The 26,215-nt window shown below is 46.2% G+C and carries 19 protein-coding genes; 1 reads left to right on the top strand and 18 read right to left on the bottom strand.

From position 1 onward, the window contains the following. Window positions 1–13 precede the first annotated feature (13 nt). The 9 genes from yqfC to rsgA form a co-directional block, all read right to left on the bottom strand. Window positions 14–292, bottom strand: coding sequence for a sporulation protein YqfC (gene yqfC, locus NYR53_RS13940; protein ID WP_029195884.1), 279 nt, complete (start codon window positions 290–292; stop codon window positions 14–16). Window positions 293–445: 153 nt separating this feature from the next. After that, window positions 446–907 (bottom strand): YqfB family membrane protein, encoded by a 462-nt coding sequence (locus NYR53_RS13935; RefSeq protein ID WP_261305725.1) that lies wholly within the window; start codon window positions 905–907, stop codon window positions 446–448. Between the two features lie 21 nt (window positions 908–928). Continuing rightward, on the bottom strand, window positions 929–1,918 hold the full coding sequence (floA, locus tag NYR53_RS13930; RefSeq protein ID WP_290428995.1) for a flotillin-like protein FloA: 990 nt from the start codon (window positions 1,916–1,918) through the stop codon (window positions 929–931). A 73-nt stretch (window positions 1,919–1,991) separates the two neighbouring features. Next, window positions 1,992–2,666 (bottom strand): NfeD family protein, encoded by a 675-nt coding sequence (locus tag NYR53_RS13925; RefSeq protein ID WP_261305724.1) that lies wholly within the window; start codon window positions 2,664–2,666, stop codon window positions 1,992–1,994. 474 nt (window positions 2,667–3,140) lie between these two features. After that, window positions 3,141–3,584: a GatB/YqeY domain-containing protein gene (locus NYR53_RS13920; protein WP_029195881.1), complete on the bottom strand. Its 444-nt coding sequence runs from the start codon at window positions 3,582–3,584 to the stop codon at window positions 3,141–3,143. A gap of 8 nt (window positions 3,585–3,592) precedes the next feature. After that, window positions 3,593–3,766, bottom strand: coding sequence for a 30S ribosomal protein S21 (rpsU, locus tag NYR53_RS13915; RefSeq protein WP_029195880.1), 174 nt, complete (start codon window positions 3,764–3,766; stop codon window positions 3,593–3,595). A 114-nt stretch (window positions 3,767–3,880) separates the two neighbouring features. After that, on the bottom strand, window positions 3,881–4,231 hold the full coding sequence (locus tag NYR53_RS13910; RefSeq protein WP_261305723.1) for a histidine triad nucleotide-binding protein: 351 nt from the start codon (window positions 4,229–4,231) through the stop codon (window positions 3,881–3,883). A 162-nt stretch (window positions 4,232–4,393) separates the two neighbouring features. Beyond that, window positions 4,394–4,705, bottom strand: coding sequence for a hypothetical protein (locus tag NYR53_RS13905; RefSeq protein WP_261305722.1), 312 nt, complete (start codon window positions 4,703–4,705; stop codon window positions 4,394–4,396). A 95-nt stretch (window positions 4,706–4,800) separates the two neighbouring features. Further along, entirely contained in the window at window positions 4,801–5,862 is a 1,062-nt protein-coding gene (gene rsgA, locus NYR53_RS13900; protein ID WP_261305721.1) for a ribosome small subunit-dependent GTPase A, read from the bottom strand. Between the two features lie 192 nt (window positions 5,863–6,054). Between rsgA and NYR53_RS13895 the strand changes: the two genes are divergently transcribed. Then, entirely contained in the window at window positions 6,055–7,977 is a 1,923-nt protein-coding gene (locus NYR53_RS13895) for an FAD-dependent oxidoreductase (RefSeq protein ID WP_261305720.1), read from the top strand. 76 nt (window positions 7,978–8,053) lie between these two features. Here the strand turns inward: NYR53_RS13895 and NYR53_RS13890 are convergent, their stop codons facing one another. The 9 genes from NYR53_RS13890 to NYR53_RS13850 form a co-directional block, all read right to left on the bottom strand. Next, entirely contained in the window at window positions 8,054–11,908 is a 3,855-nt protein-coding gene (locus NYR53_RS13890; RefSeq protein WP_261305719.1) for a TIM-barrel domain-containing protein, read from the bottom strand. Window positions 11,909–11,964: 56 nt separating this feature from the next. Next, window positions 11,965–15,246 carry a TIM-barrel domain-containing protein gene (locus tag NYR53_RS13885; RefSeq protein ID WP_261305718.1) on the bottom strand — a complete coding sequence of 1,094 codons (3,282 nt, stop codon included), beginning with the start codon at window positions 15,244–15,246 and terminating at the stop codon, window positions 11,965–11,967. 169 nt (window positions 15,247–15,415) lie between these two features. Next, window positions 15,416–16,042 carry a thioesterase II family protein gene (locus NYR53_RS13880; RefSeq protein ID WP_261305717.1) on the bottom strand — a complete coding sequence of 209 codons (627 nt, stop codon included), beginning with the start codon at window positions 16,040–16,042 and terminating at the stop codon, window positions 15,416–15,418. Next, window positions 16,039–19,755: a glycoside hydrolase family 31 protein gene (locus tag NYR53_RS13875; protein ID WP_261305716.1), complete on the bottom strand. Its 3,717-nt coding sequence runs from the start codon at window positions 19,753–19,755 to the stop codon at window positions 16,039–16,041. Before NYR53_RS13875 ends, NYR53_RS13880 begins: the two co-directional genes overlap by 4 nt. Window positions 19,756–19,847: 92 nt before the next feature. Continuing rightward, a complete protein-coding gene (locus NYR53_RS13870; protein WP_261305715.1) occupies window positions 19,848–21,197 on the bottom strand; it encodes an ABC transporter substrate-binding protein in 1,350 nt (449 codons plus the stop codon). A 93-nt stretch (window positions 21,198–21,290) separates the two neighbouring features. Beyond that, the gene (locus NYR53_RS13865) at window positions 21,291–22,121 is read right to left on the bottom strand and encodes a carbohydrate ABC transporter permease (RefSeq protein WP_261305714.1); all 831 of its coding nucleotides are present in this window, start codon (window positions 22,119–22,121) and stop codon (window positions 21,291–21,293) included. Then, window positions 22,111–22,995 carry a carbohydrate ABC transporter permease gene (locus tag NYR53_RS13860; protein ID WP_261305713.1) on the bottom strand — a complete coding sequence of 295 codons (885 nt, stop codon included), beginning with the start codon at window positions 22,993–22,995 and terminating at the stop codon, window positions 22,111–22,113. Before NYR53_RS13860 ends, NYR53_RS13865 begins: the two co-directional genes overlap by 11 nt. Window positions 22,996–23,023: 28 nt before the next feature. After that, window positions 23,024–24,052, bottom strand: coding sequence for a LacI family DNA-binding transcriptional regulator (locus tag NYR53_RS13855; protein ID WP_261305712.1), 1,029 nt, complete (start codon window positions 24,050–24,052; stop codon window positions 23,024–23,026). A 218-nt stretch (window positions 24,053–24,270) separates the two neighbouring features. Continuing rightward, on the bottom strand, window positions 24,271–26,208 hold the full coding sequence (locus NYR53_RS13850; protein WP_261306363.1) for a stalk domain-containing protein: 1,938 nt from the start codon (window positions 26,206–26,208) through the stop codon (window positions 24,271–24,273). Window positions 26,209–26,215: the final 7 nt, after the last annotated feature.

Genomic DNA, 26,215 nt, shown 5'->3' with positions numbered 1-26,215 from the left:
TCCATTCTTTCATCTATGGTTCATATTTCACATGATCGATCAAGCCTTCAATAAACACTTCTTCTGAAAGAATCGCTCGAATAACTAATTGCTTCCCGAATACTTCTAGCGTCCCTTTCGTAAGTTCGAGCTTCAAGTTTTCACTTGAGAAATGTAGTACACCCCGATGATTCTCTACATAAAGCTGTACGTTGCCGATCATCGTAATTCGCGGCAAGTCCTGCACCACATCCTGAGGTAGATCAAGGATTTTGGCCGTGAACTGATTCCATTTGCGGGTCAAGCGACGCATAGCTGGGAGTACCCCCTCTAACTAGATGATCATGTTATACAGAAAAAACGCAGAGACTTTCTACCAAATTATGCGGAGAGAGCCGGTTTTATGTGAAAAACCTGCAAAGCAAAGAACGCCCTCTCGATTCATCGAGAGGGCGTTCTTATACTATTATCTGCGATAAGGCTTCTTCGACCTAGGCGGTCCGAGAATTTCAGCCCATACAATTCCTTGCAGGAGCTGATCTTGGTTCGGATGTTCTGGAAACGGACTCTGTGTTGAAATCGCATCTGTATAGACAGACGAGTTTTCAGTAATAATCTGTGAAGGCGAGCCAAATGGAGAAGCTTTCTGAGCGGGCACTGTGGAGACTGCCTTAGCTTTGTTAGGACGACCATACTCGTCTTGCATGCGTCCCGATTGCAAGGTTGATCCAAACCCTTTTCGGTCCGATTTCTTCGCTTCTACTGGTCTCGCAGAGCCATTAGGAGTATCTCCAAAGGATGGCATTCCCGGCCTCGCCTTGGTTTCCTGATTCACTCGCCGGCTCTTGTTTCGAATTTGATAAAAAATGGCGAATACAATAATAACCAGATACCAGTTCTTCAACACAATTCCAATGAGCTGTTCCAACTGATCACCTCTTCAAAACTACTATTCTTTCTCACTCTTACCATCATTTATTTTGCCAAGTGAAGAACGCATTTGTGTATCTGCATCAATATTTTTTAGATTCATATAGTCCATGACACCTAGTTTGCCATTTCGAAGTGCTTCAGCCATCGCAAGCGGCACCTGTGACTCCGATTCGACTACCTTCGCACGCATTTCTACTACTCTGGCTTTCATTTCTTGCTCGGCAGCAACGGCCATCGCACGTCTTTCCTCGGCTTTAGCCTGCGCGATTCGCTTATCGGCTTCTGCCTGCTCCGTTTGCAAATGGGCGCCAATGTTTTTACCTACATCCACATCCGCGATATCAATCGATAATATTTCAAAAGCTGTTCCGGCATCTAACCCTTTACCCAGAACCGTTCGAGAAATCAAATCCGGATTTTCTAAAACATCTTTGTGAGAGTCACTGGAACCAACTGTAGTAACAATCCCTTCACCTACACGTGCGATAATCGTTTCCTCGCCCGCGCCCCCTACAAGCCGGTCAATGTTGGCTCGAACCGTAACCCTGGCAATAACCTTTACCTCAATGCCGTTCTTAGCCACTGCTGAAACATTAGGTGTTTCAATGACTCGTGGATTTACACTCATTTGAACGGCTAACAACACATCGCGTCCTGCGAGATCAATAGCCGCTGCACGCTCAAACTCCAAGTGAATCTTCGCGCGGTGAGCAGCAATTAAAGCATTGACAACCCGATCAACGTTACCGCCTGCAAGAAAGTGGCTTTCTAGCTGATTGACACTTAGATCAATACCCGCTTTAGTAGCCTTAATCATCGGATTCACGATTCTACTCGGAGTCACGCGGCGAAGCCTCATGGCAATTAAAGTAATAATGCTAATTCTCACTCCGGAAGCAAGTGCCGAAATCCAAAGCATGACAGGGACAACACTCAACAATACCGAAAGCGCAATAATAATGATAGCCGCAACCAACACCAAATATAATCCTGGTTCTATATTCATTGATGTTCCTCCTAATATAGGGATCTTTGAGCGTAGCTCAAAGTCTCTCCGCTTTGGGATCTTTGAGCGTAGCTCAAAGTCTCTCCGCATTATTGGTATCAACTTCTCGTACGACAACGCGAACTCCTTCTACTTCCAAAACGACTATATTCCTTCCAGTGGCAATAAAGCTGCCATTCGTCACTACATCTACGCGCTCTCCATGAATAATTGCAGTCCCAGCCGGGCGCAGCGGAGTAATCGCTTCTCCCGTCATTCCAATCAAATAGGATCGATCTGGGCTTGATGTAAATCCTTTGTTCGTCGTTAGCTGCTCCTTCAGAATAAAACGGTTCCAAATACCGCGGTGCTTAAAGGTCTTGATCGCGAAGGAAATCGCAACGATTGCCAACAATAACGCGATGCCCAGCATTATCGCTGCTTGCGTCGGATCTGAAGAAGCCATCAGAACCCCGCCAAAGAGACAAATTGCACCTAACACACTTAGAATCCCAAAACTCGGAACGACCAATTCTAGAATAAGAAGAAGTAACCCGATTCCGAAAATAGCCATGTCACCAAAACCAGCAAACCCGGCTAAATAAAACCCAAGAAAATATAATGCAAAACCAGCTACCCCCGCTAAGGCGAGCAATCCGCTGCTGAAAAAAAGAAGCTCCAATGCGATTCCAATGATCCCAACCACCAATAATACCGTCGCTGTAACGGGATGAGTCAGAAAGGCAGATAAGTGTTCTACAAACATCATCTTTCACTCCTTTCCCTGAATCTTCCTTATCACTAATATGTACGTTGCAACACACCAACTGTTTCGTTTTTGTTAAAGACAACTAGAAAAAACCTCAGGCTCTACCTCAGGTGCTTGGTGAAAACTTATTCCTTTGTGTACAGGAAGGGATGGATGGATTTGGGGTTCAACGCGCTGTTCGTACGAGGAGAACGATTATTCAACGGCACTCAATAACTGCAAGAGTGCAGGTATTTTTGCTAAAATCGATTGAAATGAGGAAAAATCTGCGATTATGCAGGAATTTATTGCTTTTCTATCCTAAAAATAAAAAAAGACCGTAAATGCCTGCACAATTGCAGGAATGTACGAATCTGAGCTACTCGAAGAAAAAAGCCTGTACAATTGCAGGCTTACCACAACCACAATCACAACTTATGTTAACAAAAAACCGAGAGGACTTGGCCCACTCGGTCTTGTCTAACATAATTGTTATTAACCTAATAATTGTTGAACTAGCTGATTGATAAGTTTACCATCAGCGCGTCCTTTGACCTGAGGCATCAATGCCGTCATCACTTTGCCCATATCCGCTTTGGAAGAAGCACCAATTTGCTGGATGGTCTGCTGTACAATGGCTTTCACTTCTTCCTCAGAAAGCTGTTGCGGCATGTACTCAGCTAGAATAACAAGTTCTGCCTTCAGGCTCTCGGCCAAATCATCTCTGCCGGCCTTCGTAAATTCTTGGAGGGAATCCTTACGCTGTTTGATTTCACGAGTTAGAACGTCAAGCACTTCATTGTCATCTAAGGCTCTTTTCAGATCAATCTCTGAATTCTTAATGGTAGATCTTACCATTCGAATTACGGAGAGTTTGAACTTGTCCTGACTCTTCATCGCTTGCTTCATATCTTCGTTCAATCGATCGCTTAAGCTCATGTTGCCTCCTAGAACTTTCTCTTACGAGCAGCCTCAGATTTAAGCTTACGCTTAACGCTAGGCTTGTCATAATGTTTACGTTTTTTAACTTCTGCAAGAATGCCATCCTTAGCGATGGAACGCTTAAAGCGACGAAGTGCAGCATCTATAGTTTCGTTCTTACGAACTCGAGTTTCTGACAACAGTTTTCCCTCCCTCCGAACAGACCATCTAAGACAAAACGGTTCATCAAATCTCATTATAGGTCATAGTAATTAGGGTGTCAATCGCAAACCTTTCGTTTCGAGAAAGGAAGCTCAATTGTGTACGCCTAATGGCGATAAACGCGCTCCAGCCATAAGATGATAATGAAGATGGTGAACAATTTGGCCCGCGTTAGCTCCAATATTCGTAATAACCCGATAACCTGATTCTTCTACGTCTAGTTCTCTAGCAATTTGTGCAGCCGCACGCTGTATTTGACCGATCATGTTCCAATCCTCTTCTCCCGCATCGGCAAGCGAAGCAATATGCTTCTTAGGAATAATAAGGACATGAATGGGAGAAGCTGGCTGAATATCATGGAAAGCAACAATCTGCTCATCCTCATACACTTTCTTTGAGGGAAGTTCCCCCGCAATAATTTTACAGAATATACAATCACTCATTGTTCGGCTTGTCCCCCACTTTCGTGAAACTACTATATTTAATTTTATCGGATAAGAGCGAAAAAATCCAATCCAAACTACAATTTTAAATGGAATAATTGCAAAAAAAAGAAACACCTCATTGACTGTAAGATGTTTCTTGATTGAATTGGCTTCATTCTATTAATAATAAGGGAGTAAAGATAGGGCTAGCAATCCCGCTAGTGGCAGGATTTGTCTTACAAAACGCCGTCTTGGAAAGCCAAACCCCGGATACAGGTAAGGATAGCCTCCGAAGTAAGGGTACGGATAGGCAAAGGGGAAGAAAGCTCTCATTTGGTCTTGGTCCATCCCGCCAATCGGAACGGCTAAGTATAGATTTTCATCATCCACACCTTCCACAATACCGTCATAAACCGAACCACTAGTCATCGTGACGCTCACATAACGAAACATATGTTTTATACATATCTCATGTGCTTCTTGATATTTCATAGGCTCATTACACTCCTTTTTACCAACAGCATATTCAGCTATAGGCAAAAGGCTACTTCGAGAACATATTTGGGCTTATCTCACTACGGAAAAATTTAACGATTATGCTGACTTTTTAATGACTGCCGCAGCTTTTTCCATTTGGCTTTCTCGGCTGCTTGAAGCCCTTTATCTTCTTTGCGCGCCAAATAAGCGAGTTCCTTTTGTAATTTTATATAGTTATTAAATCGTTCAACGGCCAAAGTTCCTTCATCTAGCGCATGATTCACAGCGCATTTTGGTTCATTCTCATGTTTGCAATCTTGAAAGTAGCACATTTCTGCTAGCTCTTCGATATCTTGAAATGACGTACTTAGACCCTCCGAAACGTCCCACAGCTGGAGTTCACGCATACCTGGCGTATCAATTAATATGCCTCCTCCAGGAAGCGTGATGAGCTCGCGGTGGGTCGTCGTATGCTTCCCTTTGTCATCCCCCGAACGAATATCCCCTGTTTCCAGAATATCCTTCCCATAGATGCGATTCACTAAGGTGGATTTGCCAACACCGGACGAGCCGAGAAGCGCGACTGTTTGGCCTGGTGTAATATAAGCAGCAAGCTCATTTAGTCCGCGATTTTCAGCTGAGCTGATAATATGAATGGGCACACCCACCGCAACAGCCGCGACCTCAGCGGCCAGCGCCTCCGGATCCTCACATAAATCTGCTTTACTTAAAACAATAACCGGATTTGCTCCGCTCTCCCAAGCTAACACCATATAACGCTCAATACGGCGTACATTAAAATCTAGATTTAGCGCTGTGAATAAAAAAACGGTATCAACATTCGAGGCGACAATTTGTTCTTCGGTGACTTGACCGGCGACTTTACGGGAAAACTTACTTTTGCGCGGCAATACAGCATGAATCGTTGCTCGCTGTTCTTCTCCCCTTATGGACAGCACGACCCAATCACCTACAGCAGGATAGTCCTCGCGACGAAAAGCAAGATGCCGCATTTTACCCGATACCTCCGCTAGCGCTTCCCCGACTTCCGTCTGAACGCGGTACATATGTTTATGTTCCAAGGAAACCCGTCCAACCTGGTATCCTTCGTTTCGGTAAGGTGCGAATGCTTTTTCAAAAAAAGAATTCCATCCTAAATCTTCATTTTTCAAGTGTTAATTTCATCCTCTCATGTGGTTCTATTCTGAAGTATAGACCGCAGATATCGACATCACACGGGAAACAATGGTTTAGATTATTTTTTCCTTCTTCTAATTTTATGCGGGTGGTCAATTAAAATGTAGACTGAAAGTCTATTTTTGCATATAATAGGAGTAAATCGATGGTTGGAATGGAGTGAGCGGATGAGCCAATTCATGAGAGCCTCCACCCGCAAAAAGCGTGATGTGATGATGGAAGTCGCTTTAACCATGTTTATGGAAAAAGGGTATGAGAATGTGTCCGTAGACGATATCATCGCGGCGACGGGATCATCAAAGGGAACTTTTTATCATTATTTTAAAAGTAAAGATGCCATCATTTCAGCCCTTTACAGTAAGCAAATTCAATTGATTCAAGAATGGGTGAAGCAGCCTCCCTCCAAGGTCCAATCCCTTGAAGGACACATTAATCGCTTATTCTTAGACTTATCGTCCAACATTCAATCTTCACCCCGGTTAGTCCGGAGTTTACAAGCTTTATCCCTGCAAAATGAAACTATAAAAACCGAAGAACAACAGCAATTAAACGTACTTTCTGAAAGTTTATTGCATTGGCTTCCTGAACCCAGAAAAATTGAACTGCTCGTTTGCATGTATGCGGGAACGGTCCGCACCTGGTGCAATCAAGATGACGCCGATTTACTTTCCATGATGAAAAACAACTTAGCCTGGCTTTGGGTAGGTATACGCTCCGATGAGCCCTACGCCTCCCTACAGGTAGAACCAGTCCCCAAGGAGGAAAACAAAATGAAAGTAGCAATTATTGGCGGTGGCTTGGCAGGATTAACAGCGGCCGCTTATTTATCAGAGAATCCACATGTTGAAGGCATTCTTTTCGAACGCAGTCCGCAGCTTGGAGGACGCGCTTTTACTTACGAAAAAGCAGGATTTACACTCAACTATGGCGCACATGCCATCTATGGGATTGATCGTCATACATTAACAAACATGGAACGTGATCTTGGACTATCTTTTTCTTCTAAGCAAGTAGATAAACGCAAAGTTTTTTATGCGAAACATAATCAACTAACAGCAGCACCGCTTGATGCTATTAACCTCTTAAAAACCGATCTGCTCAGCACGATGCAAAAAGTAAGATTCGTCGGTGAAATTACTGCCATTATCGCGAATATTCACAACTTAAAAAACTACGCAACTCTTGCTGATTATTTGGCAGAGTCCAATGCGGACGAGGATGTTAAAGAGTTATGGGAGCATTTGGTTTGCTCCAACTTCTTCATTACGCCTGAGGATGCTCGCAACGTATCCGGAGCTGTAATCAGCGAATACTATCACAACTTGTTCCTTTCCTCGAAGCCCGTCAATTATATATTGGGAAGCTGGGCTGTTATTACGAATCAACTTAAGCAAAAGCTGACAACGTCCGGCAAATGGGAAATTGCTCTTCAAGAAGGCGTGGAAAGCCTCCGGTATGCGGATCGCAAATTTGTATTGCAAACCAAAAACCGTGAAATGGCTTTTGACAAAGTGATTTTTGCTATGCCGGTTCAGCAAGTCGTCAAACTTCTGAAAGGTACAGCATGGGAGCCGTTCCTAGCTCCGTATGAATCCAATACCGCAACAGAAGTTATGGTGTATGACGTTGGGTTAAGCCGTGTTGTTGCGAGACCTTTCAGCTACATCAGCGACATGGATAACAAGCTATTCATCAGTGATGTTTCCGCGACAGATCATACACTTGTACCCGAAGGCGGACAGCTGCTTCAAGGTATCGCATACTTAAGCGACCGCTTTGATAATGAGGAGCAGCGTAAAGCGTATCTAGAAGAAAAGAACCTCCAAATGGAAGCCCTATTTGATAAATATTATCCAGGCTGGCGTGATGCTACAGCCGTGAAACGGGTATCAAAGAAAGCGATGGTATCCAGCGTGAAAAACATTGCTTCCAATAATTTACTACCGATACGCGTGGAAAACGTGCCTTTCTACTTCTGCGGAGACGGCTGTACAGGTAAGGGTGAGCTTGCAGAACGCGCATTCTCTAGTGCCCGCACCGCGGCGTTATCCATTGTACAAGAAGTTCAGCAAGCTCTTCAAAATGTTTAATCCTCTCCACATGGATGGATTATCGCAACGAACAAACAACCAGCCCTCCCATTCACGGGAGAGCTGGTTGTTTGTTTTATTGTTTGGTCACGCGCACATCATCAATGTGTAGTGTCGTTCCACCAGGTGAATCCACGTAAAATCCAACATCGATCTGGCCATTGGTCACCATAATATCACTTACACTGATATATTTCCAAACACCGCTGTTACTGATGTTCGCATAAATGGCAGATCCGCCATAGTTTTGAATTTCGGCTCTGGCTGTCGTAGGTAGCGTGTTCTTCATGCGGACCCAGGCTTCGAATTTGTATTTTACATTATTAACAGGAACACTAATTGTTTGATGGATGCTTTGTTGATAGGCGCCTGCCGCAAAGAAGTAAGCCCGCTTATCCCCCGTCCATGGGGATTCCGGCGGATTGGTTGTTGAGCCGCTGTCAACGCCATAAGCAACAGCCTGCGTACTTGGATGCCATTCAACCCAGTTATTGGTTTGACTCGTGTCACGCTCGAAACCAGGATTGTCTAGCAGATTCTGCTCAGAAACCGGCGTTCCCGCTGCTGAAGTTGAAAGAAGCAAGCGATCTAAGTTGATGTTCCCACTGTCAGCGGTGTCGTATTTAAAAGCAATCGTGTTTGCCCCTGCATTTAACGTTACCGTTTGCACATTATCCTGCCAGACGTTCCAATTCGTACCAGGACTCGTGAAACTGGTTTGCCCTAGCTTGGATCCATTGATATAAGTACTCAGTGTTTTCGTTGCTGCACTACCATTTGCATATCGCAGCGCTACCTGATAGCTCCCGGCGCTAGGGACATTCACGTTGTATTTCACCTGCGCGCCAGCCGCACTCAATCCGTCTACAAAAGCCGTACCACTATAGTACCAATGGTTCGAGTTCAATGCGCTGCCGCCAGAAAGCTCAGCGCTCTCTGCTTCATACTTGCCGACGATTGGCGCGAAGGGTACCGTGATGTTGTCAATGTTGGCATTGCCCGTATCGCCTGCATCGGAGTAATACTTATAGGTCACAACATTCACTCCTGCCGTCAGCGGTAGTAGCTCGGATTGCGTTGACCAAGTGTCCCAATTCGCAAGATTAGCGAGCGAGGTGGACTTCACTCTTTTTCCATTAACAAAAATACTGACAGACTTGGCTGAGCCTGAAGCATTCGCATAACGCAGGGAGACATTATAGTCACCGCCAGTTTTCACCTTTGGATAGAAAGTGACACCCGCGCCATCATTGCCCAAACCGTCAACAAATCCTGTCCCCGTATATCCGGTATGATTGGTGTTAATGGAAGCCTTTGTAGCAACCGTATTGCCAGAAAGCGATGCATCCTCACCTTCGTATTGCATAGAAGTTGCGCTCACCGCAGCAACACCTGTAACAGCAATCGATTTAGAAGAAGCTGCAGCTGCTGTCACTTTCACATAGGTGACATCCCCGTAGATGTCCTTCCCAGTTGCCCAGCCTTCCCCAGCTGCAGCTTTTAATGCTTCCAAGCTTGCATAAGACGTCATAGCTGTGCTGTTATTCGTTACAGAAGTTCCTGCAGAACCGTGCAGCTTAACGATATAGGATTGGAGAGCTGGCGTATAGCTGCCACTCTTTGCGCCTAATGTAAAACTTAACGAACCTGCACCATTATCCTGCGCAATCATATTTTGCTTAAAATAAGTACCGCCTTCGTAGTTATAACTGGCGCTATCATCATCGTAGTACGTGAAACTCGATTGCGCTGTATCCGGAAACACATCCACATCAACGGAAGTGACGGAAGCCTGCCCAACGTAATCCTGCACTTTCTGCGTTGGAATAATGGCACCTTTTTTAATAAAGAGAGGCATATCTGTCAACGTGTCCGGATTAACCGAATATCGGATCGTTTGACCGCCAGTTATTGCGTTACCACGCGCATAATCAATCCATGAACCAGACGGCAAATAGATATCTTTACTCGTCTGCTGTTTATCCACCACAGGTGCAGCAAGCAGCCAGTCACCGAACATCCAAGCATCCGTGTAATTTTTGACGGCAGCATCTGTCGGATATACCTGCATCAATGGTCGAACGAGACCATTCCCATTCTCGTAAGCACTTCTCTCATAGGCATACATATAAGGAATCAAAGAGTACCGCAGCTGAATCGCCTCTTTGGAGGCCTCCTCCGCTGTCGATCCGAAGTACCATGGCTGACGCTGCTGATGATTGTTCCCGTGCACGCGGAAAACAGGTGTTAGAGCGCTGAACTGCATCCAACGTGCGTATAAATCAGGATTCGGATTGTTCGTCGTGCCATCCTGCTGATTGAATCCGCCGGTATCCATGCCCCATTTCACTTGGCCATTGTTCACGGAAGATAACATAACAGCCCTTTGCTCCTGCATCCCGGCAGCCCAGTTGATCCGTTCGCCTTTATTGTATTGAATGCCGATATCACCAGACCAAAGCGTAGTAGCATACCGCTGGGCACCTGGATAGAAAGTTCTAGCCGTTTGCCAAACACGCTGTGCTCCACTCGTGTAAGCCCGCTGACCTTCGTACATCGTTTGAGACATGTGGCCTGTTGTGAAATTGCCAAACCAATACGAAGCTCCACCCGAAGATACTTTATCTGTCTCGTCATTCCACCAACCTACGATCCCTTTATTAAGCGCATCTATGGAATGATTCCAGAACCAGGAACGTTCGCTTGCATTATAAGGGTCGATACTGCGTACAGCTACGGGGATGAAATAATCTTGATACTCGTTATGGCCCGAATAAAAGTAACCACCGTTTGCCGCGTCCGTTCCTTGGGTCGTCACATTCGTAGAAGCATCTTTCGTAACGATACGGGGTTTCGTAATTCCAATCATTTTGATGCCTTTAGCATCCATTGTTGTCTTTAGAGAAGTCGTGGAAGCAGAAGGGAAATTAGTTGTATTCCACGCGAATTCACCATAGTTGGTTTCTCCGTACTTTTTCCAGTCATAGTCGAAGGCGTAAGCATCTATGGGGATATTTTTGGCACGATACGTATCCACATTATTCGTAAATTCTGTTTGATTCGTATCCCACTCAAAGTTCATGAATCCAAGCGACCACTTAGGCAGCATGGGTGGTTTCCCCGTGATTTCCCCTACGCCGGTCATAATTTCCTTGGGGGTTCCGAGCATAATATAATACTCTACGTTTTGTTTCGCATAACGACGTCCCTCAGGTGGGGTTCCACCATAATAAAACTCCATCTGGCCAGTTGTGCTATCTGTATAGGGGTAACCGCCATCGCTATCGACTAATAATCCATAACCCGCTGTACTCCAAATAAGCGGACCACCGGAATCTCCTTGTTCACCCGCATGGGCGGCATGACTGGACGAATTCCGAAGCAAATCGCCCCCGCTATCAAAAGCATTAAAACTCCGGATACCATACATATTATCCCCTGTTGCATGTACGAAACGCACACCATCTGAGAATACTCCGCCGCCGGACGGCTCCCAGAATAGCGTAGTGCCGTCCGCCTTTTTGACCGTCATTCGTACCGGGTTCTTGGTAATCTCAATCTTCATATTGGAGGTTGTAATGGTCATTGGATTGGCTGCTGTGTTAATTGCAGCTCCTACAGCTGACCAAGTTTTGTTTGGATCGAGCATCGGCGTCTTCGCACTTGGCGCTATACTATTTGGACGATAATCCACCTTCAAGATCCCGTTTTGCACCGCTTGTACAATCAAGAGATCATCACTCGGCTCAGCACCATTATCAACGGTTAGTGTCAAGGTATCTCCGGAGACACTCGAAGAAATGAGATTCCCAAGGCTGCTGACATAAGCATGTGCAGGAGAAGCCGGAAGCAAGGTAAGGGTTGAACCAAACAACGTAAACGCTGTAAAAAAAGCAAGGATACGTGGAACTTCTCTGTTTGGTGGACTCATCAATGATACTCCCTTTCGATTAGAAAATATGGGAGGGACGTACCCTCCCCTTGCTTTTAATGCTCTACGATCGCGATGTTATCAAGATTAATACCGAGTGAACTGGTACCATCATAGCTGACTTTCACCGTATTAAGACCTGCACCCAGCGAGACGTTGACGGTAGCTGTCCCCCATGTATCCCAGTTCGTTGTTTGCGGTAAGGCAAGGTCCGTCACTTTGGTATTATTCACATAGATGGCTCTTGAGCCATTGCCTGCACCGGAGGAATACCGAACCTTCATCGCAAACGTACCTGCTGTTTTGACAGAAACATCAAAAGTAACATTGTCTCCAAGGGTCTCAAAGCCGTCCACAAACCCAGTACCTGCATAACCCGTATGGTTCGTGTTCGTAGAAACACCGCTTTGCGTGCCGAATTCAGCCTCATATTCCACCTTGTTGACGCCATCTAGCACAACGGATTGTGCAGATGCACTCGAGGCAAGCTTGACGTAAGTAAATTTCTGTACCTTGTCGTAGTACCAGCCTGTCGATGCTCCGGTTAAGGCAGTTAATGTGCTATACTCTGTCATCGAAGAACCACCTACCGTTACAGAGGAAGGCTTAGTCGTAAACACTTGCAACGTCTTCGTAGAATTAATCGCTGGAACAGTGACTGTTTCTTTATTCAACCCATATTGCTCAGATGATGTTATGGTTTTCACCGAACCGCCGATATCATCATTCCAGTCATACGTTGTTGTCCCTAGCGGGTAAATGCGGAATGCAAGATTGGTGTAGCTCGTCAAGCTGTTGCCAATGGTCCCACCCACCTGATATTGCGCGTTTAAATTCAACGGAAGAATGCTGCCGGACTTCACAAAAACCGGTAGATCATCGATGCCGGCATTGTAGCTGATTGTTCGACCGCCAGGACGCTGAGCACCAAACCAGAAATCGATCCAATCCCCCTGCGGGAGATAAATACTCTTGTTGGTTTCTCCCTGATTCATGACAGGAGCAACGAGCAAATTACCCCCGAACATATACTGCTGCGTCAAACCGTAGGTGTTCGTGTTCGCCCCATATTCAAGCGCCATAGCACGCATCATTGGAATGCCCGTATCACTTGCTTTCTTTGCCTCGCTATAAATGTAAGGCAGTAAATTCATGCGTGTATTCGTATATTTGGCAAAATGGCTGATGATCGTATTGTCGCCCGTACGCGCCTGCGCGTTCCACGGCGAGCGTTCCTCGTTAATGCCGGAGCTGCCGTTAGACTCGGAATGAAACTGCATAACCGGTGCAAAAGCGGCCATTTCGGTAGCTCGTTTGTACAACTCCGCCGTTGGATAAGTACCTGTGAAGCCTGCCATATCCCAGCTCCAATAAGGAACGCCAGACATACTTGCTGTGAGCCCTGCATTTACAGCTTGTTGAAAAGCACCAAACGTCGACTCCTGGTCACCGGACCAGAAAATCTGATTCGCCTGTGCCCCTTGTGTACCAGAACGACTGAAAGAGACCGCATCGGCTTTCTTCGAGCGCGCATACTCGTTATAAGCTTTCACATACTCATTTGGGTATTGATTGCGCATTTCATCGCCCTTCTTACCGCTTGCGAAGGTATTTGAGCGGCCCCATACCATTTCACCGCCGTCTGTTTTGAAGCCGTCAATACCCACGCCATCAAACAGATAAGCGCGTTTAGACATCCACCAGTTTTTGGCGGCCGCATTCGTAAATTCAAGCAGCAAACTGTTCTCGAACCACTGTCCTGAAGGTATCCGATACTCGCCTCCACTACCGTTGCCAACGGCATAATTCTGAGCTGTCATATAGGCTTCATCATTATCTTTCTGGGTATAAGGCGTTGAAGTCCATTTCTGAATCGGGACCTGCCAGAGCACCAACTTCATCCCATTGTTATGCACATTGTCGGCCATCGCTTTTGGATCCGTCCATCTCCCTGTTGTCGGGAAAGTAAAATCGGTATAGGCATGCGCAGCGCTGCCCGTTTTTGGGGTATAGGTAGCGTCATTGAAAATGTAAAACGTATTCTCATCGCTCCACTGTTCAAGCACAACTGCCGTTGCCGGAATATTGTTGGTATTCGCGTTATTAATGGCTGTATTCACTTTGGTTTGACGATCCCACTCGTTAGCTGACATCCATAACCCGAAAGCCCATTTCGGCAGCGCTGTTGGCTTACCGGTAATGTTAGTGTAGTTACTCACCACATTTTTCAAATCATTTCCGTAAATGAAATAATAATCCAGCGTTGAGGCAGCACTACCCCCTGTATCAGCCGTAAAGCTGAACATATCGGTACGTTCAGTTGCCAACCGGAATTTGGAATAATACGTGGAATTTACGAAGATACCATATCCGCTGCTGTTAAGCATAAAAGGAATTGCCATGTAGGTTCGGTCATTTTGATTTTTATACTGATTGAACACATAGGTGTCTACATCATTTCCGCGTTTACGGAAGTTGTTGTAATGCTCGCCAAAGCCAAAAAATTCCTCTGAAGCCGGCGAATAAAAATGATCTTCTACCTTGTTGATGATGGTACTGCCATTGGTTAACCAGGCAATGTTGCGATTCGTGGTGCTGTCATATTGACTGGCGATCAACGTCGTTCCATCAGACTTATACACACTAAGTTTGAAAGGATTCTTATCCACCTTCACCTTCAACTTGGAGGTTGTAAGCCAAGTGGTTGAGGAAGTATCCGATACCGTATAATTACTAAGTCCACTGCTTAACGTACCTGTTCCCGTTGGAGAAACCTGAACACGGAGCACATCATCCGCTGTAAAGGACAGGTTGATCTTCGGCGTTAATGTACCTGTATTCGGCACTGCATTCAGCACAACACGGTTCGTGTTATTCGTGATGGAGCTAATACTGCTTACGGATTCCCATCCCGTTACTGTAAAAGTAAAAGGGCCGATAGTCTTCTCATTCGCGCCATCCTTGTTGCCATGAACGGTATAACTGATCACATCCCCTTTTGCAAAAGTGCCAAGGTTCGCTTCCCAGTAAGTGTTGTTCCCGCTGTTGTATTTATAAGCTGCTCCGACAGCAGCTTGATTGACACCATTTTTCGTCCAGGTAACCCAAGCCGTTTGTCCAGGTTCAATGGGCCACGTTGTTATTTTGATATACACGGTGTCGCCTGCAACGGGATCTCTCGGACTCCGCTCCGTCGCTTGAATCTCGTACAGATCATCGATTCCGTAGGGTGCATGGTGAACACCATCAATGGCATAAATAGGGGGGACGAAGAGACAGAAACAGAGCAAAAAAGAGAGAGAAAATCGGAATGGTACGGATAACTTCCTTACATACATAAACGTTTCCCCTTTCGTACCGAAATTTGTTTGCTAAACACGAATGACTAAGAGGCTAATGACTTGAGGCTCACAACCGTTATTCCTCGCCATATATGCGCTGTTCCAAGCATCCCCCCTTTCAATTATAGGCGGTCGCAGATCCAAACCAATTGCGACCGCCGTTTACTTACATTAGATATTCCCTTTCTACAATCGTCTGTGCGAGCTGAAGCCATTTGTTTGAATCCGATTGCCAGTAATGATGATCCCCTTCGCAAACGTGCACGTCGCATATTTTCGCGGTATAACGGCTCCACTCTGACAAATGGTCAACAAGCGCATGTTCATCCTTCTTACCTGTAAAAACACTGAATCTAGCACGAAGCGGCTCACGATTGACCTGAGCACGATATACCTCCACTGGCTGGCAGCCAATCTCAGATGCATCCCCCTGCATGCCATTCAGCCCACCGCGAGGCCTGAGAAGGTGCGGTGCGCTGCAGCCGGATAGAAATAAGTGACGTGGCTCCGCAATGCCTTCTGCTTTCAAGCGATGACTGGCTTCAAAGGCAAGCAAGCTGCCCCAGCAATGGCCGATAAACACATATTCTTCACCAGGCATCACCTGCTGCTTGACGTGCTGACAGGTCTCGTTCAAAGCATGCTCCCATAGATCAGAAGAAACCTCGCGCATGGATAATCGGGCTTGACTCAGTTCAATACGTTGGAACCTAACACGAGCGGGTAATCCTCTGCTCCAAGTAAGGTACGACTTTGTGTGATCTCCACAGTGAGGGAACCCGAACAAAATCACTGCGCTATCACCAGACTTCCTGCCGATTCCTGGACAGTAATGAGCAGATTCTTTTGACTAATCATAAAATGACCCGGAAGCAGTTGTTCCACATGATCGACTGGTGAAAGTTCTGCTTCTGAATTTGAAACGATAGATACACCATCTGGTTGATGTAAAATAAAGGTTATGGATTGATTATGACTAAGACAGCCTGACCACTGCAAATGGATCTGAGCGTTAGCTCTTTTTGCTTTAATTGTCACTTGATTGCCTAGGTCATCCTCAAACTCTGCCTTCAGCTCACCCACAACATAAACACGGAAACACAAATGCTCATAGCCGTTCACTCGATTGCCCACATGATCGCCAAGTGAATAATTCTCTGCCAGATTGAGCGCAATGACACTATCCTGTTTCTGATAAACAGGGATATTTTCCAAAGGTGCAGCAACTTTCATCAAGCAAGGACCTTGGACCTCATCTTGATCGAACAAAGATAACCATGACCCTACCGGGAAATAAATCTCTTTAGCCCCATGACCCTCCTCCGTAACAGGAGCGACCAGCAAGCTTTCTCCGAACATGTACTCACTAATCATTTCGGTGCAATGTGGATCAGCAGGGAATTGAAGCGACATCGCACGCATCATAGGCAGCCCCGTTCGGCTGGTACGAATCGCTTGATCATAGATGTAAGGCAAAAGGTTCATCCGAATGTCTGCGTACCTTTTATATAAATCGATGACTAGCGGCTGTCCCGTTCGTTCCGCAATGTTCCACGGCGTTCTGTCTTGATTGAACTCGCCTTTCGTTTCGGCATGATACTGCATCACTGGGCAAAAAGCGGCCATTTGGGTGGATCTTATAAACAGCTCCGCTGTCGGAATGTCCCCATGAAAGCCACCCAGATCCCAACCCCAGAAGGGGATGCCTGACATACTGCTGGATAACCCGGCAATCATCGAAGAGCGGAAGGCTTGGAAGGTCGAACGCTCGTCGCCAGCCCAGTGCATCGGGTACTGCTGCGCTCCCGTGTAGCCCGCCCTACTAAAGGTAATGCCTCCATCTTTGGCATACTGCTGGATGAAATCGTAATAACTGCCCACATACAAATTCGGATATAAATTGCGCATTTCACGGCCTGTAGAGCCGTCATAGAACTGCAGATCGTGACCAAAGACGAATTCGCCGCCATCTGTTTTGAAGCCATCCACACCAATCTCATCTGCGAGGTATTGGCGCTTATTAAACCACCATTTCGCCGCTTCCGGGTTCGTAAAGTCAATAATATGACAATCTTTAAACCAGTTATAAGGCAATGTGTACGGCTCCCCGTCCGCCGTTTTCACACAGTAACTTTGCTCTAACAGTGTAATTTCATCCTGATCGCGCTGACCGTGAGCCACGCCATACATATGTTTATGAATGGGGATTTGCCATAACAGCACTTTCAACCCCTGCTCATGCAGTTCTTCGACCATCCCCTTCGGATTCGGCCAACGGCCCCACTCCGGGAACTGGAACTCATCATAGCGAAATGGTTGGTTACCGTCTTTGACATTGTACTGCGCATCGTTAAAAATATAGAACGTCGCCTCGTCACTCCATTGCTCAATAACAAGCACGGTGGACGGGATCTGATACTTCGCTGTTAATTCAGCCTGTTTCAAAACCTCTGCCTGAGAATCCCAGTTATTGCTGGACATCCAAGGTCCAAACGACCACTTCGGCGGCAATACAGGCTTGCCCGATAGACGGGTGAACTGTCCGACCATCGCGAGCGGCTCCTCCGCAAATAAATACGCGATCAGCTGTTGGTTTGACGGAGACACATCCGCTTCCACTTCAACAAGATCAGATAATCGCGTATGAAAGCGGAAGGTCGAATAAAGCGCCGTATCCACGAAGATCGCATACCCCCCGGAGGATAGGGCAAAAGGAACCGGCATGTAAGTCTTCAGTCCTTGATCCCGGTACTGATTGTACACATACTGATCGACTTCATGACCCGAATATTCATAATGGGAAAAGCGTTCTCCCATGCCGAACCAGCGATGCTCCGGCTTCGTTTTCAAGTTCAAGCGAAGCTTATGGAGCGTGTTAGAGTCGTCAGTCAACACTTCAATGAGCGGCTTCCCTTCAGCGGCGAAGCCCTCCATCAGCACACCCTCCGTGCTGCGCAGCGCGAGCGCAAGCTTGCCTCCGCGCACCTCGGCTTCCAGCCGTGCGCGTCCAACAGCCAGCGCCGCCCGCTGCGCCGGCGCGCCTTGCATAAGTTCGCCGCCATCGGTGGCGAACGTCAGCTTGATCGCACCGCTCTCATCGGCGCGGAAAGACAGCTGTGCGGTGCGGGTGTCCTCCGCACCGTAAGCCAATTCGACGACGAAGCCATCCGTCGTCTCATACAGCCCATGGACGCGCTCCAGCGCCGTCCATGCCCGCACTTGAAAGCGGTAAGTCGCTGAGCGCAGCGACTTGCTTCCGCTCTGAAGCGCAAAAGCATAGCTGACCTCGTCACCTGCGAGGTAAGGGCCCAGCTGCGCTTCCCAGACCTTTTCCCCGCCGTCCGTTACTTTCATGACGGCGGTCACGGCTTCGGCCGCCGGAATGCCATTAACGACGGCCTGCACGGTCACGACCTGACTCGCCTGAAAAGGCTGAGTCAGGAGGCGTACAAGCACCGAATCCCCAGCTTCGGGATGACGGGGAAACCGCTCGTAAGGCAGGATGACGTAAGGGTCATCGTAACCCGTCGGTTGATGCACCAGAGCGATGCTGTCCAAGCTTTCACTACGGACATCACCTGAAACAAGTGCAGCCTGTGCAAGCTCCAACAGTACGCCCCCCCATGTACTGACAGGCGGTTCCCCTGCATGTTCACGCCAATAAGCAAGCAGTAATGGCTCTTTGGCTGTAGAAGCGTCTACCTCATACAGCTTCGAATCTTCGTTCTGAAGCGTCTCCACATGAGCGAGCAACTCTTTCGCCCTGACCGTGTCCCCTTTTTTAGCGTAGTACCATGCCAACAGGCAGGTCAGGTCAGCTCGCTCACAGCCTCCATAAAAGGTGTCGCCAACTTTGAATCTTACACCTTTACTTACAAGTGTTTCTTCCAGTTTATACAAGGCTTCGATCAGGATACGGTCTTCAATACCCAACATTCCGAAAGGAATCGCCGCTGTGAGGATATCCCCATGAATCGCTGTATCACCTAATTCGCTAACAACTCGGCCCTCTTTAATGAAGCTCGCAAAGACAAGCTCACGAATCGCCTTCAGTAAACGCACACCTCGCTCGCCAATTCCGTTCTGAATATTCGCTTGAACCGCAGCGAAGTACATCGCCAAATGGCTCAAATAAATGCCCTCGTTCCCGTGCTGCAGCCAATGAGGCTGCGGTTTCTGCCAATTGCTATCAAGAAGCAAGGTGGTTTCCTCGATAATCCCTTCTATCTCCAATTTGAAATCCTGATCTTCCGTTACCTTGAGATATTCACCGAAAGCCCACATCCGGAGCGCCTCATCCGTTAGCTTCAACTCTCCCTTAAATGGATCGCTGTTCATCAATCGCAGTACAGGTAATGTAAGCTCCGCCTCACCACGCTGGATAAGCGCGTAACTCAAAAAGGCAATATCCCTAATAGTGGCAAGCTGCCCTGCGATCGTAATCTGACCTGTATGTTCATCTAAAAAGTAGTTAATATTCTGATTTGAATCTACTGTTTGCACCATAAATCCTCCTACTCCATCCCATGTGTATGAATGAGAAAGGGGCCGTTGCCGCAACAATGCCCCTTCCCTGCCGACTCTATGTCCGCACTACGCTATTTAGTTACGAGTTTTTCAATCTTAGCTTGCGCTTCATTAAGCGCTTTTTCCGCTGTATAATCGGATTTCAGTTTCGCTTTGTCCAGCTCGTCACCGATCGCTTTAGTCAAATCGTTCCATTTGTCCGGAATTGGACCTACCGGCGTCAGTACTAGCGAGTTCAATGCATCAAGTACGATTTTCTTCGAAGCTGGCGGCGTTTGTTTGAAATAAGCCTCCATGACTTTTTCATCCGAAACAGCCGGTACACTCCAACCCTTCTCAATTCGTTTGCTAACAACAGAAGGATCGGAGGACATGAATTTAATAAATTTCCAGGCCGCTTCGGCATTTTTCGTTTTATCAGAAACAACAAGGCCATCTGCAAAGAAATGATGTGCTTTCTTCGTATTACCCGGCTCGAGTGCAATATCCCATTTGAAAGGGGCATCCGCAAAGCGGCCAAAGTTCCAAATTCCGCCGCGCAGCATAGCAATCTTGCCTGCTTTAAATGCATTTAAGTCAGCATCCGGCTGGTTAAAAGTATCATCGTTGAGCGCTGGAGAAACTTTATACTTTTTCGCTTTATCCAGCATCCAGTTCAAGGCTTCGATATTTTCTTTACTGTTTACAGTCGGCTTGCCATCTGCACTCCAGATACCTCCGCCGTTCTGAGCAATGGTTTTGTAAAACTCATAGAATTGAATTGGTGAGTAGGTTCCCCATACACCGCTTTTGGCGTCAGTGAGCTTTTGAGCCGCTTCCAGCTCTTGCTTCCACGTCCAATCCGCCTTCGGATACTCAACTTGCTTTTTGTCGAACAAGTCCTTATTATAGAAAAGAACTACGTCTGAAAAAGACTCTACGACTCCATATTGCTTACCGCTATACTTGAAAGAGTCATAGGCAAGACCTTTGTAGATTTCTGGCTTGAACGTCGTGTCCTTCGCAATGATCGGCGTCAAGTCTTTTAGTGTATTTTTGGCGGCATAAGAGACGAAGTTTTCATAACCGACCTCAAATACGTCAGGCGCATCCCCCGATGCGAGCTGTGTATTGAGCTTCGTGTAGTAGTTGTTGTAATCGACGATATCCACTTTGACCTTCACGTCAGGATTGGCCGACTCGAACGCTTTCACCATATCGCCAAGCGTCTGCTCTTGCGAACCGCTTGCGGTATACTGCATGAACTTGAGGGTAACCGGTTCTTTCTTTGTCTCTGGTGTTGCCGCTGCTGTTGCAGCTGCCGTCGGCTCTTGCTTTGGCGTTGACGCAGCTTCTTTTTTTGTATCGGTACCACACCCCGTAGCTGCAAGTGAAACTACCATACCTAACGTTACGACCCAACCTGTTTTTTTAGCAACCATCTTTAAACCCTCTCTTCTTGTGAATTTTCTTCAGTTAACTTACCATTTTCATTTCATCACTTACGTCTCAAACGACTTCCATCACCCCTCTCATTATCCTTTAACGCCACTCATGGTCATTCCTTTAATGAAGTATTTCGATGCGAACAAAAACACAATGAAAATCGGTATAAAGCTGATCACATTCCCCGCCATCAAAATGTTCCACTCCGTCGCCCATCTGCCCTGCAGCTTGCTTAATCCAATCGGAAGTGTCATCAACTCCTTATCGCTCGTAATAATAAGCGGCCATAAAAAATTGTTCCACGAAGCCATGAAAGCAAAAATGGCTAGCGTCGCAAGAGCAGGTTTGCTAAGCGGAAGAATAATGCTCACAAATACTCTCACATACGAAGCTCCATCTATTCTGGCTGCCTCAATCAACGGATCAGGAATGGTCATGATGTGTTGTCGAAGCAGGAAAGTCCCGTAAGCACTGAAGATTCCTGGCAAAATGAGTCCGAGATATGTATTCGTCAGGTGCAGTTTTTGAAACACGATAAAGAGCGGCGTCATCGTCACCTGCATAGGAATCATCATCGTGATCAAATAGAGAACGAATAGCGTTTCCCTGCCTCGGAAAGGTATTTTAGCAAAAACAAATGCAGCCATCGCACACACAACGATCTGCGCTGCCGTCGTCACTAAGGAGACACCAACACTGTTGCCCAAAAAGCGATAGATCGGAAAGTATTTCGTAATCTCGACATAGTTGCTGAATTTAAACGTATCGGGAATTAAATTAGGCGGCATTCTGACGACTTCCAAGTTATCCTTAAAGGAACCCGACAGCATCCAGACGAAAGGAAACATGAGCACGACAGCCGCCACAATCAAAATGAGGTGTGAAAGCATGTTTCGATACGGCATATATTTATCTGTCATAGGTAACCCACCTTTTCTGAAGCTGCTGCTGAACGATGGTGACGGCGAAAATAATGACGAATAAGATCCATGACTGCGCAGAGGCAAAGCCCATTTTATAGCTTTGAAAAGCATTCCCATAAATTTGCTGCACAAGCGTGCTCGTTTGCCCTGCCGGACCGCCACCTGTCATCACTAGCACCTGATCAAAGAGCTGGAAGCCATTAATGAGTGATATGACAAGTACGAAAAAGATGCTAGGCGTGAGCAGCGGGAGCGTTACACGGAAAAACTGCCCAAATCCGCCTGCTCCATCAATCGTCGCCGCTTCGTAATAATCGTCCGAAATATCCTGCAATCCCGCAAGAAGTATGACGGTCACATAGCCGATATCCTTCCATACACTAACCGCAATAATGGAGGGCATCGCCCACACAAAATCCTGCAGCCACATGGGTCCCTGAATTCCTATTAGTGACAGCAGGTAATTAATGAGTCCGCTCTGACCATTCAGCAGCCAGCGCCATACGATGGAAACAGCTACCCACGAAGTGATGACGGGTACAAAGATGAAGATCCGATAAAGCTTTATACCCCTTAGCTTCCTATTCAGTAAAACGGCGAACAGTAAACCAAAAGCAAGAACAGAGGGTAAATAACCTAGGATGTATTGAAGAATGTTCTTTAATGATGTAAGCGTTTTCTCATCCTGCAAAGCCTCGGTGTAATTATCCACCCCAACGAACTTCGCCGGGGTTAACAAATCCCAATTTGTGAAGGAAATGATAGCAGATGAAAGCATCGGGATGAGTTGGAACAGAAACAAACCGGCTAAACTTGGTAATAAAAATCCGATAATGACAACTGTTTTGGAAAATCTCTTTTGTCCGACCATGACGTTCTCCTTTTCCGGTTCCTACGTGTTAATTATCCTTGGCTCTAACGGTTGCTCTCTCTACGATCGTTAGCGGCAGCATAATTTCATTCGCTTCTTGCTCCACGCCGCCTTGAATCATGTTGATGAGATGTTCGGCCGCAATAGCGCCTTTTTCGGTTATATTTTGCCGGATTGTCGTTAGTGGCGGAATAAACATCTTCGACATCGTGATATCATCAAAGCCAATGACGGAGATGTCTTCCGGCACTTTTTTACCCATGTCCATCAAGCTTCGAATCGCTCCGAATGCGACCATGTCCCCCGTAGCAAATACAGCAGTGATCTCGGGAAACTTGTTTGCGATGAGCTGTCCGGCTGCCATACCATGCTCATAACTCATGGATTCTTCAAATACATAATCTGGATTATAAAAGAAATTTGCTTCACGAATCGCACGTTTGTAACCTAGAAAACGCTTCTCGACAACACCGTCTTTACGAATCGCTCCTGTCACAAGTCCAATGTTAGAGTGGCCCTTATCAATCAGATACTTGGTAGCCAAATATCCACCATATTCGTCATCAATGCCGATTCGCTTGAAGTAACTGTCGTTAATGTAACTATCGATCAGAACAATCGGGATATTAATCTTCTTAAAACCGTCATAAAACTGTTCCGGATAAATACCCATCATAATGGCACCATCCAGATTACGCTGAACGGATAAATCCAGATAACTTTCCCCTTGGTTAACGCCAGATAACAAGAGGTGGTACCCATACTCGCGAAGCTTGCCCTCAATACCGCTTATCATTTCGCTATAGAAAGGGTTTTCAAGTATAAGCTGCTTGTGCGATTCGGTCTGTGGAATCACGATGCCAATCAACTTGGATTGGTTTTTGACTAAACTTCTCGCCGAGAAATCAGGTATGTAGTTTAAGGTTTCAATAATTTTCTTAATGCGCTCGATCGTCTCATTAGAGACTTTATCCGTTCTACCGTTTAATGCATAGGACACTGCGGCTGCTGAAACGCCTGCGACTTTGGCTACATCTTTAATTGTTGGTTTCTTCATTCCTCAACCCTCTTTAGTTACACGTTTAACTAGATTATAAGATACAATTCCTAATATTACAATATGATAGCGCTATCTTTTTACCATTAAATTGATTTATCAGTTACGCGTTTAACTAAATTATTTTTAATGTATATAATACATAGGAAAAAAGCTGCTCCAACGCTCTGACTTTCTTGTCAGGCGATGAAACAGCTCCTTTTTTTGAAGACATTCTTCTATTTGGTTGTAATCGTAACCGTTCTGCTGGTGCCATCCCAAGCGACTTTGCCGCCAAAGGTTTCCCCCACGAATCTAGCAGGAGCTAGTGTATAACCGTTCACCAGCTGAGCTGGCTCATCTAACTGAATAGCTTTACCGTTCACATATACCGTTTTCTCATCAAGAGTTAAGTGTAATGTTGTACTTCCTTTTTTGGCTGTAACTGTTCTAGTTGCTGCTTCATAATCTACCGTTGCACCCATAGCTTCGAAAATCGCACGCAGCGGCGTGAACGTTGATCCTTTTACAATGACAGGCGCTTGCTCAAATTTCTGCTCTTTCCCATCAATCTCGACAGATACTTGTGAGGATAAACCGAAGGTGCGTAAAGCTGTTTGTTTACCGGATTTATTATAAACCTTAATTTGAATGACGGAACCCTCCGGAACATCGCCAGCTTTCAATTCTAGACCGTAAGGCAAATCTGTTTGAGAGGCAATCACTTTTCCGTTTAAGATGTACTCTACTTTACCTATGTAAACGTCAGGAATTTTGACAAAAGGAACTAACTTGGTTTGTTTCGTAAAAGTCTGATGATTCGCATCTACGGGTACATAACCCAGACGATCATCAGGTTTAGCTGCGTCTGTCACCTTGGATAACAAATAAGGATTAGCAATTAACTTGCTGTAGTAATTTTGGATTTCAGACGAAGTGGAGAGTGAATAGTCGTTTTTCGCGTTCTCCATCTTTTGATCGACATTAAAGTAAGTGATAGCCTTTAATCTAGGATATTTATAAGGCATAATCTCATATAAACGCTGCAGATTAAGCTTCGCCCATTCGGTGAAATCCTCGTCTGCCGAGTGCGCGTAATGCGGGACCCCTGTTTCACTTAACATTAAAGGTTTACGGTCCGAATAGGTGTTGTAAAGCCTAGTTAACCTCTCCACACTGCTCGTAGAAATCATGGAAGGCAGAGACGGATTCCCATTTTCATAGGGCTCAATGTACAGGCTCACCCCTACCCAATCTACATATGCATCTCCCGGATAGTAAGGGTCAATATCATTCGCTGGTACATCACCAGGACTCCAAACCATCGCGACATTCGGAGCTTCAGCAGCGAATACATCGTGCAGCATACGGAATTTCGCAATATATTGAGCAGGGTTTCCGTGCCATTTGACCCAAGCACCATTCATTTCCCCAGCAAAACGCAAGAAGATCGGGATGCCTGCCGCTTTGGCATCTTGTGCCCATTTGCGCAAATACGTGCTGTCTGTAACCGGATCTAAGCCATCGTCAGGTTCCCAAGCGATTTGCAAAGCGCCACCTGCATCTTTTGCTCTCTTGGCATACGTAGCAGGGAATCCTTGACCCCAGTGTGCATAGGCCAAATATATCGCGTGTTTTTTACCATAAACCGATTCCATTTTCGTGAAAATATTACCTACCTTAGGATCCTGTTCGGAGTAGACCCCAAGATAAGTGCCGTATGTAGGTTCAAACTTGGCCAATTGACTGTTTTTTGGCAGGGCTAATTGCTGCACGGTTGTCTCATCATGATCCAGTCTATACAACTCAACCGTAGTCCGAATTTGATCAGCACGCTGCAGCTTAACAGCCCCCCAATCCTTCCCGGCTTTCACCCAATATTCGTTTTCGGACTCGTAATAGCTAATCGCTTGATCATAATCACCGATTGTATCGTAGTAGGCGGCCAAATTTCCATAGAATAAAGCTGCATTTTCCCATTCTCCAGATCTCGCATAGTGATTAGCCAGGAATTGCCAATGGGGCACTGCTTCATCTTTATTCCCACTTGCACCTAGTGACTCCGCTTTTTGCCAGTGGTCCCAAACGATGTCTGCACGAGCAGGCGATGGTGCAGTCGCTAGGCTAGCCGCAATAATTCCTACAGCCAACGACATAATTCCGATTCTTTTTTTCATGATTTTC

Origin of the sequence: Paenibacillus andongensis (assembly GCF_025369935.1) — a bacterium.
Taxonomy (GTDB): domain Bacteria; phylum Bacillota; class Bacilli; order Paenibacillales; family NBRC-103111; genus Paenibacillus_E; species Paenibacillus_E andongensis.
Note: the sequence above shows the minus strand (reverse complement) of the source record. Positions and strands in the feature narration are given on the sequence as shown.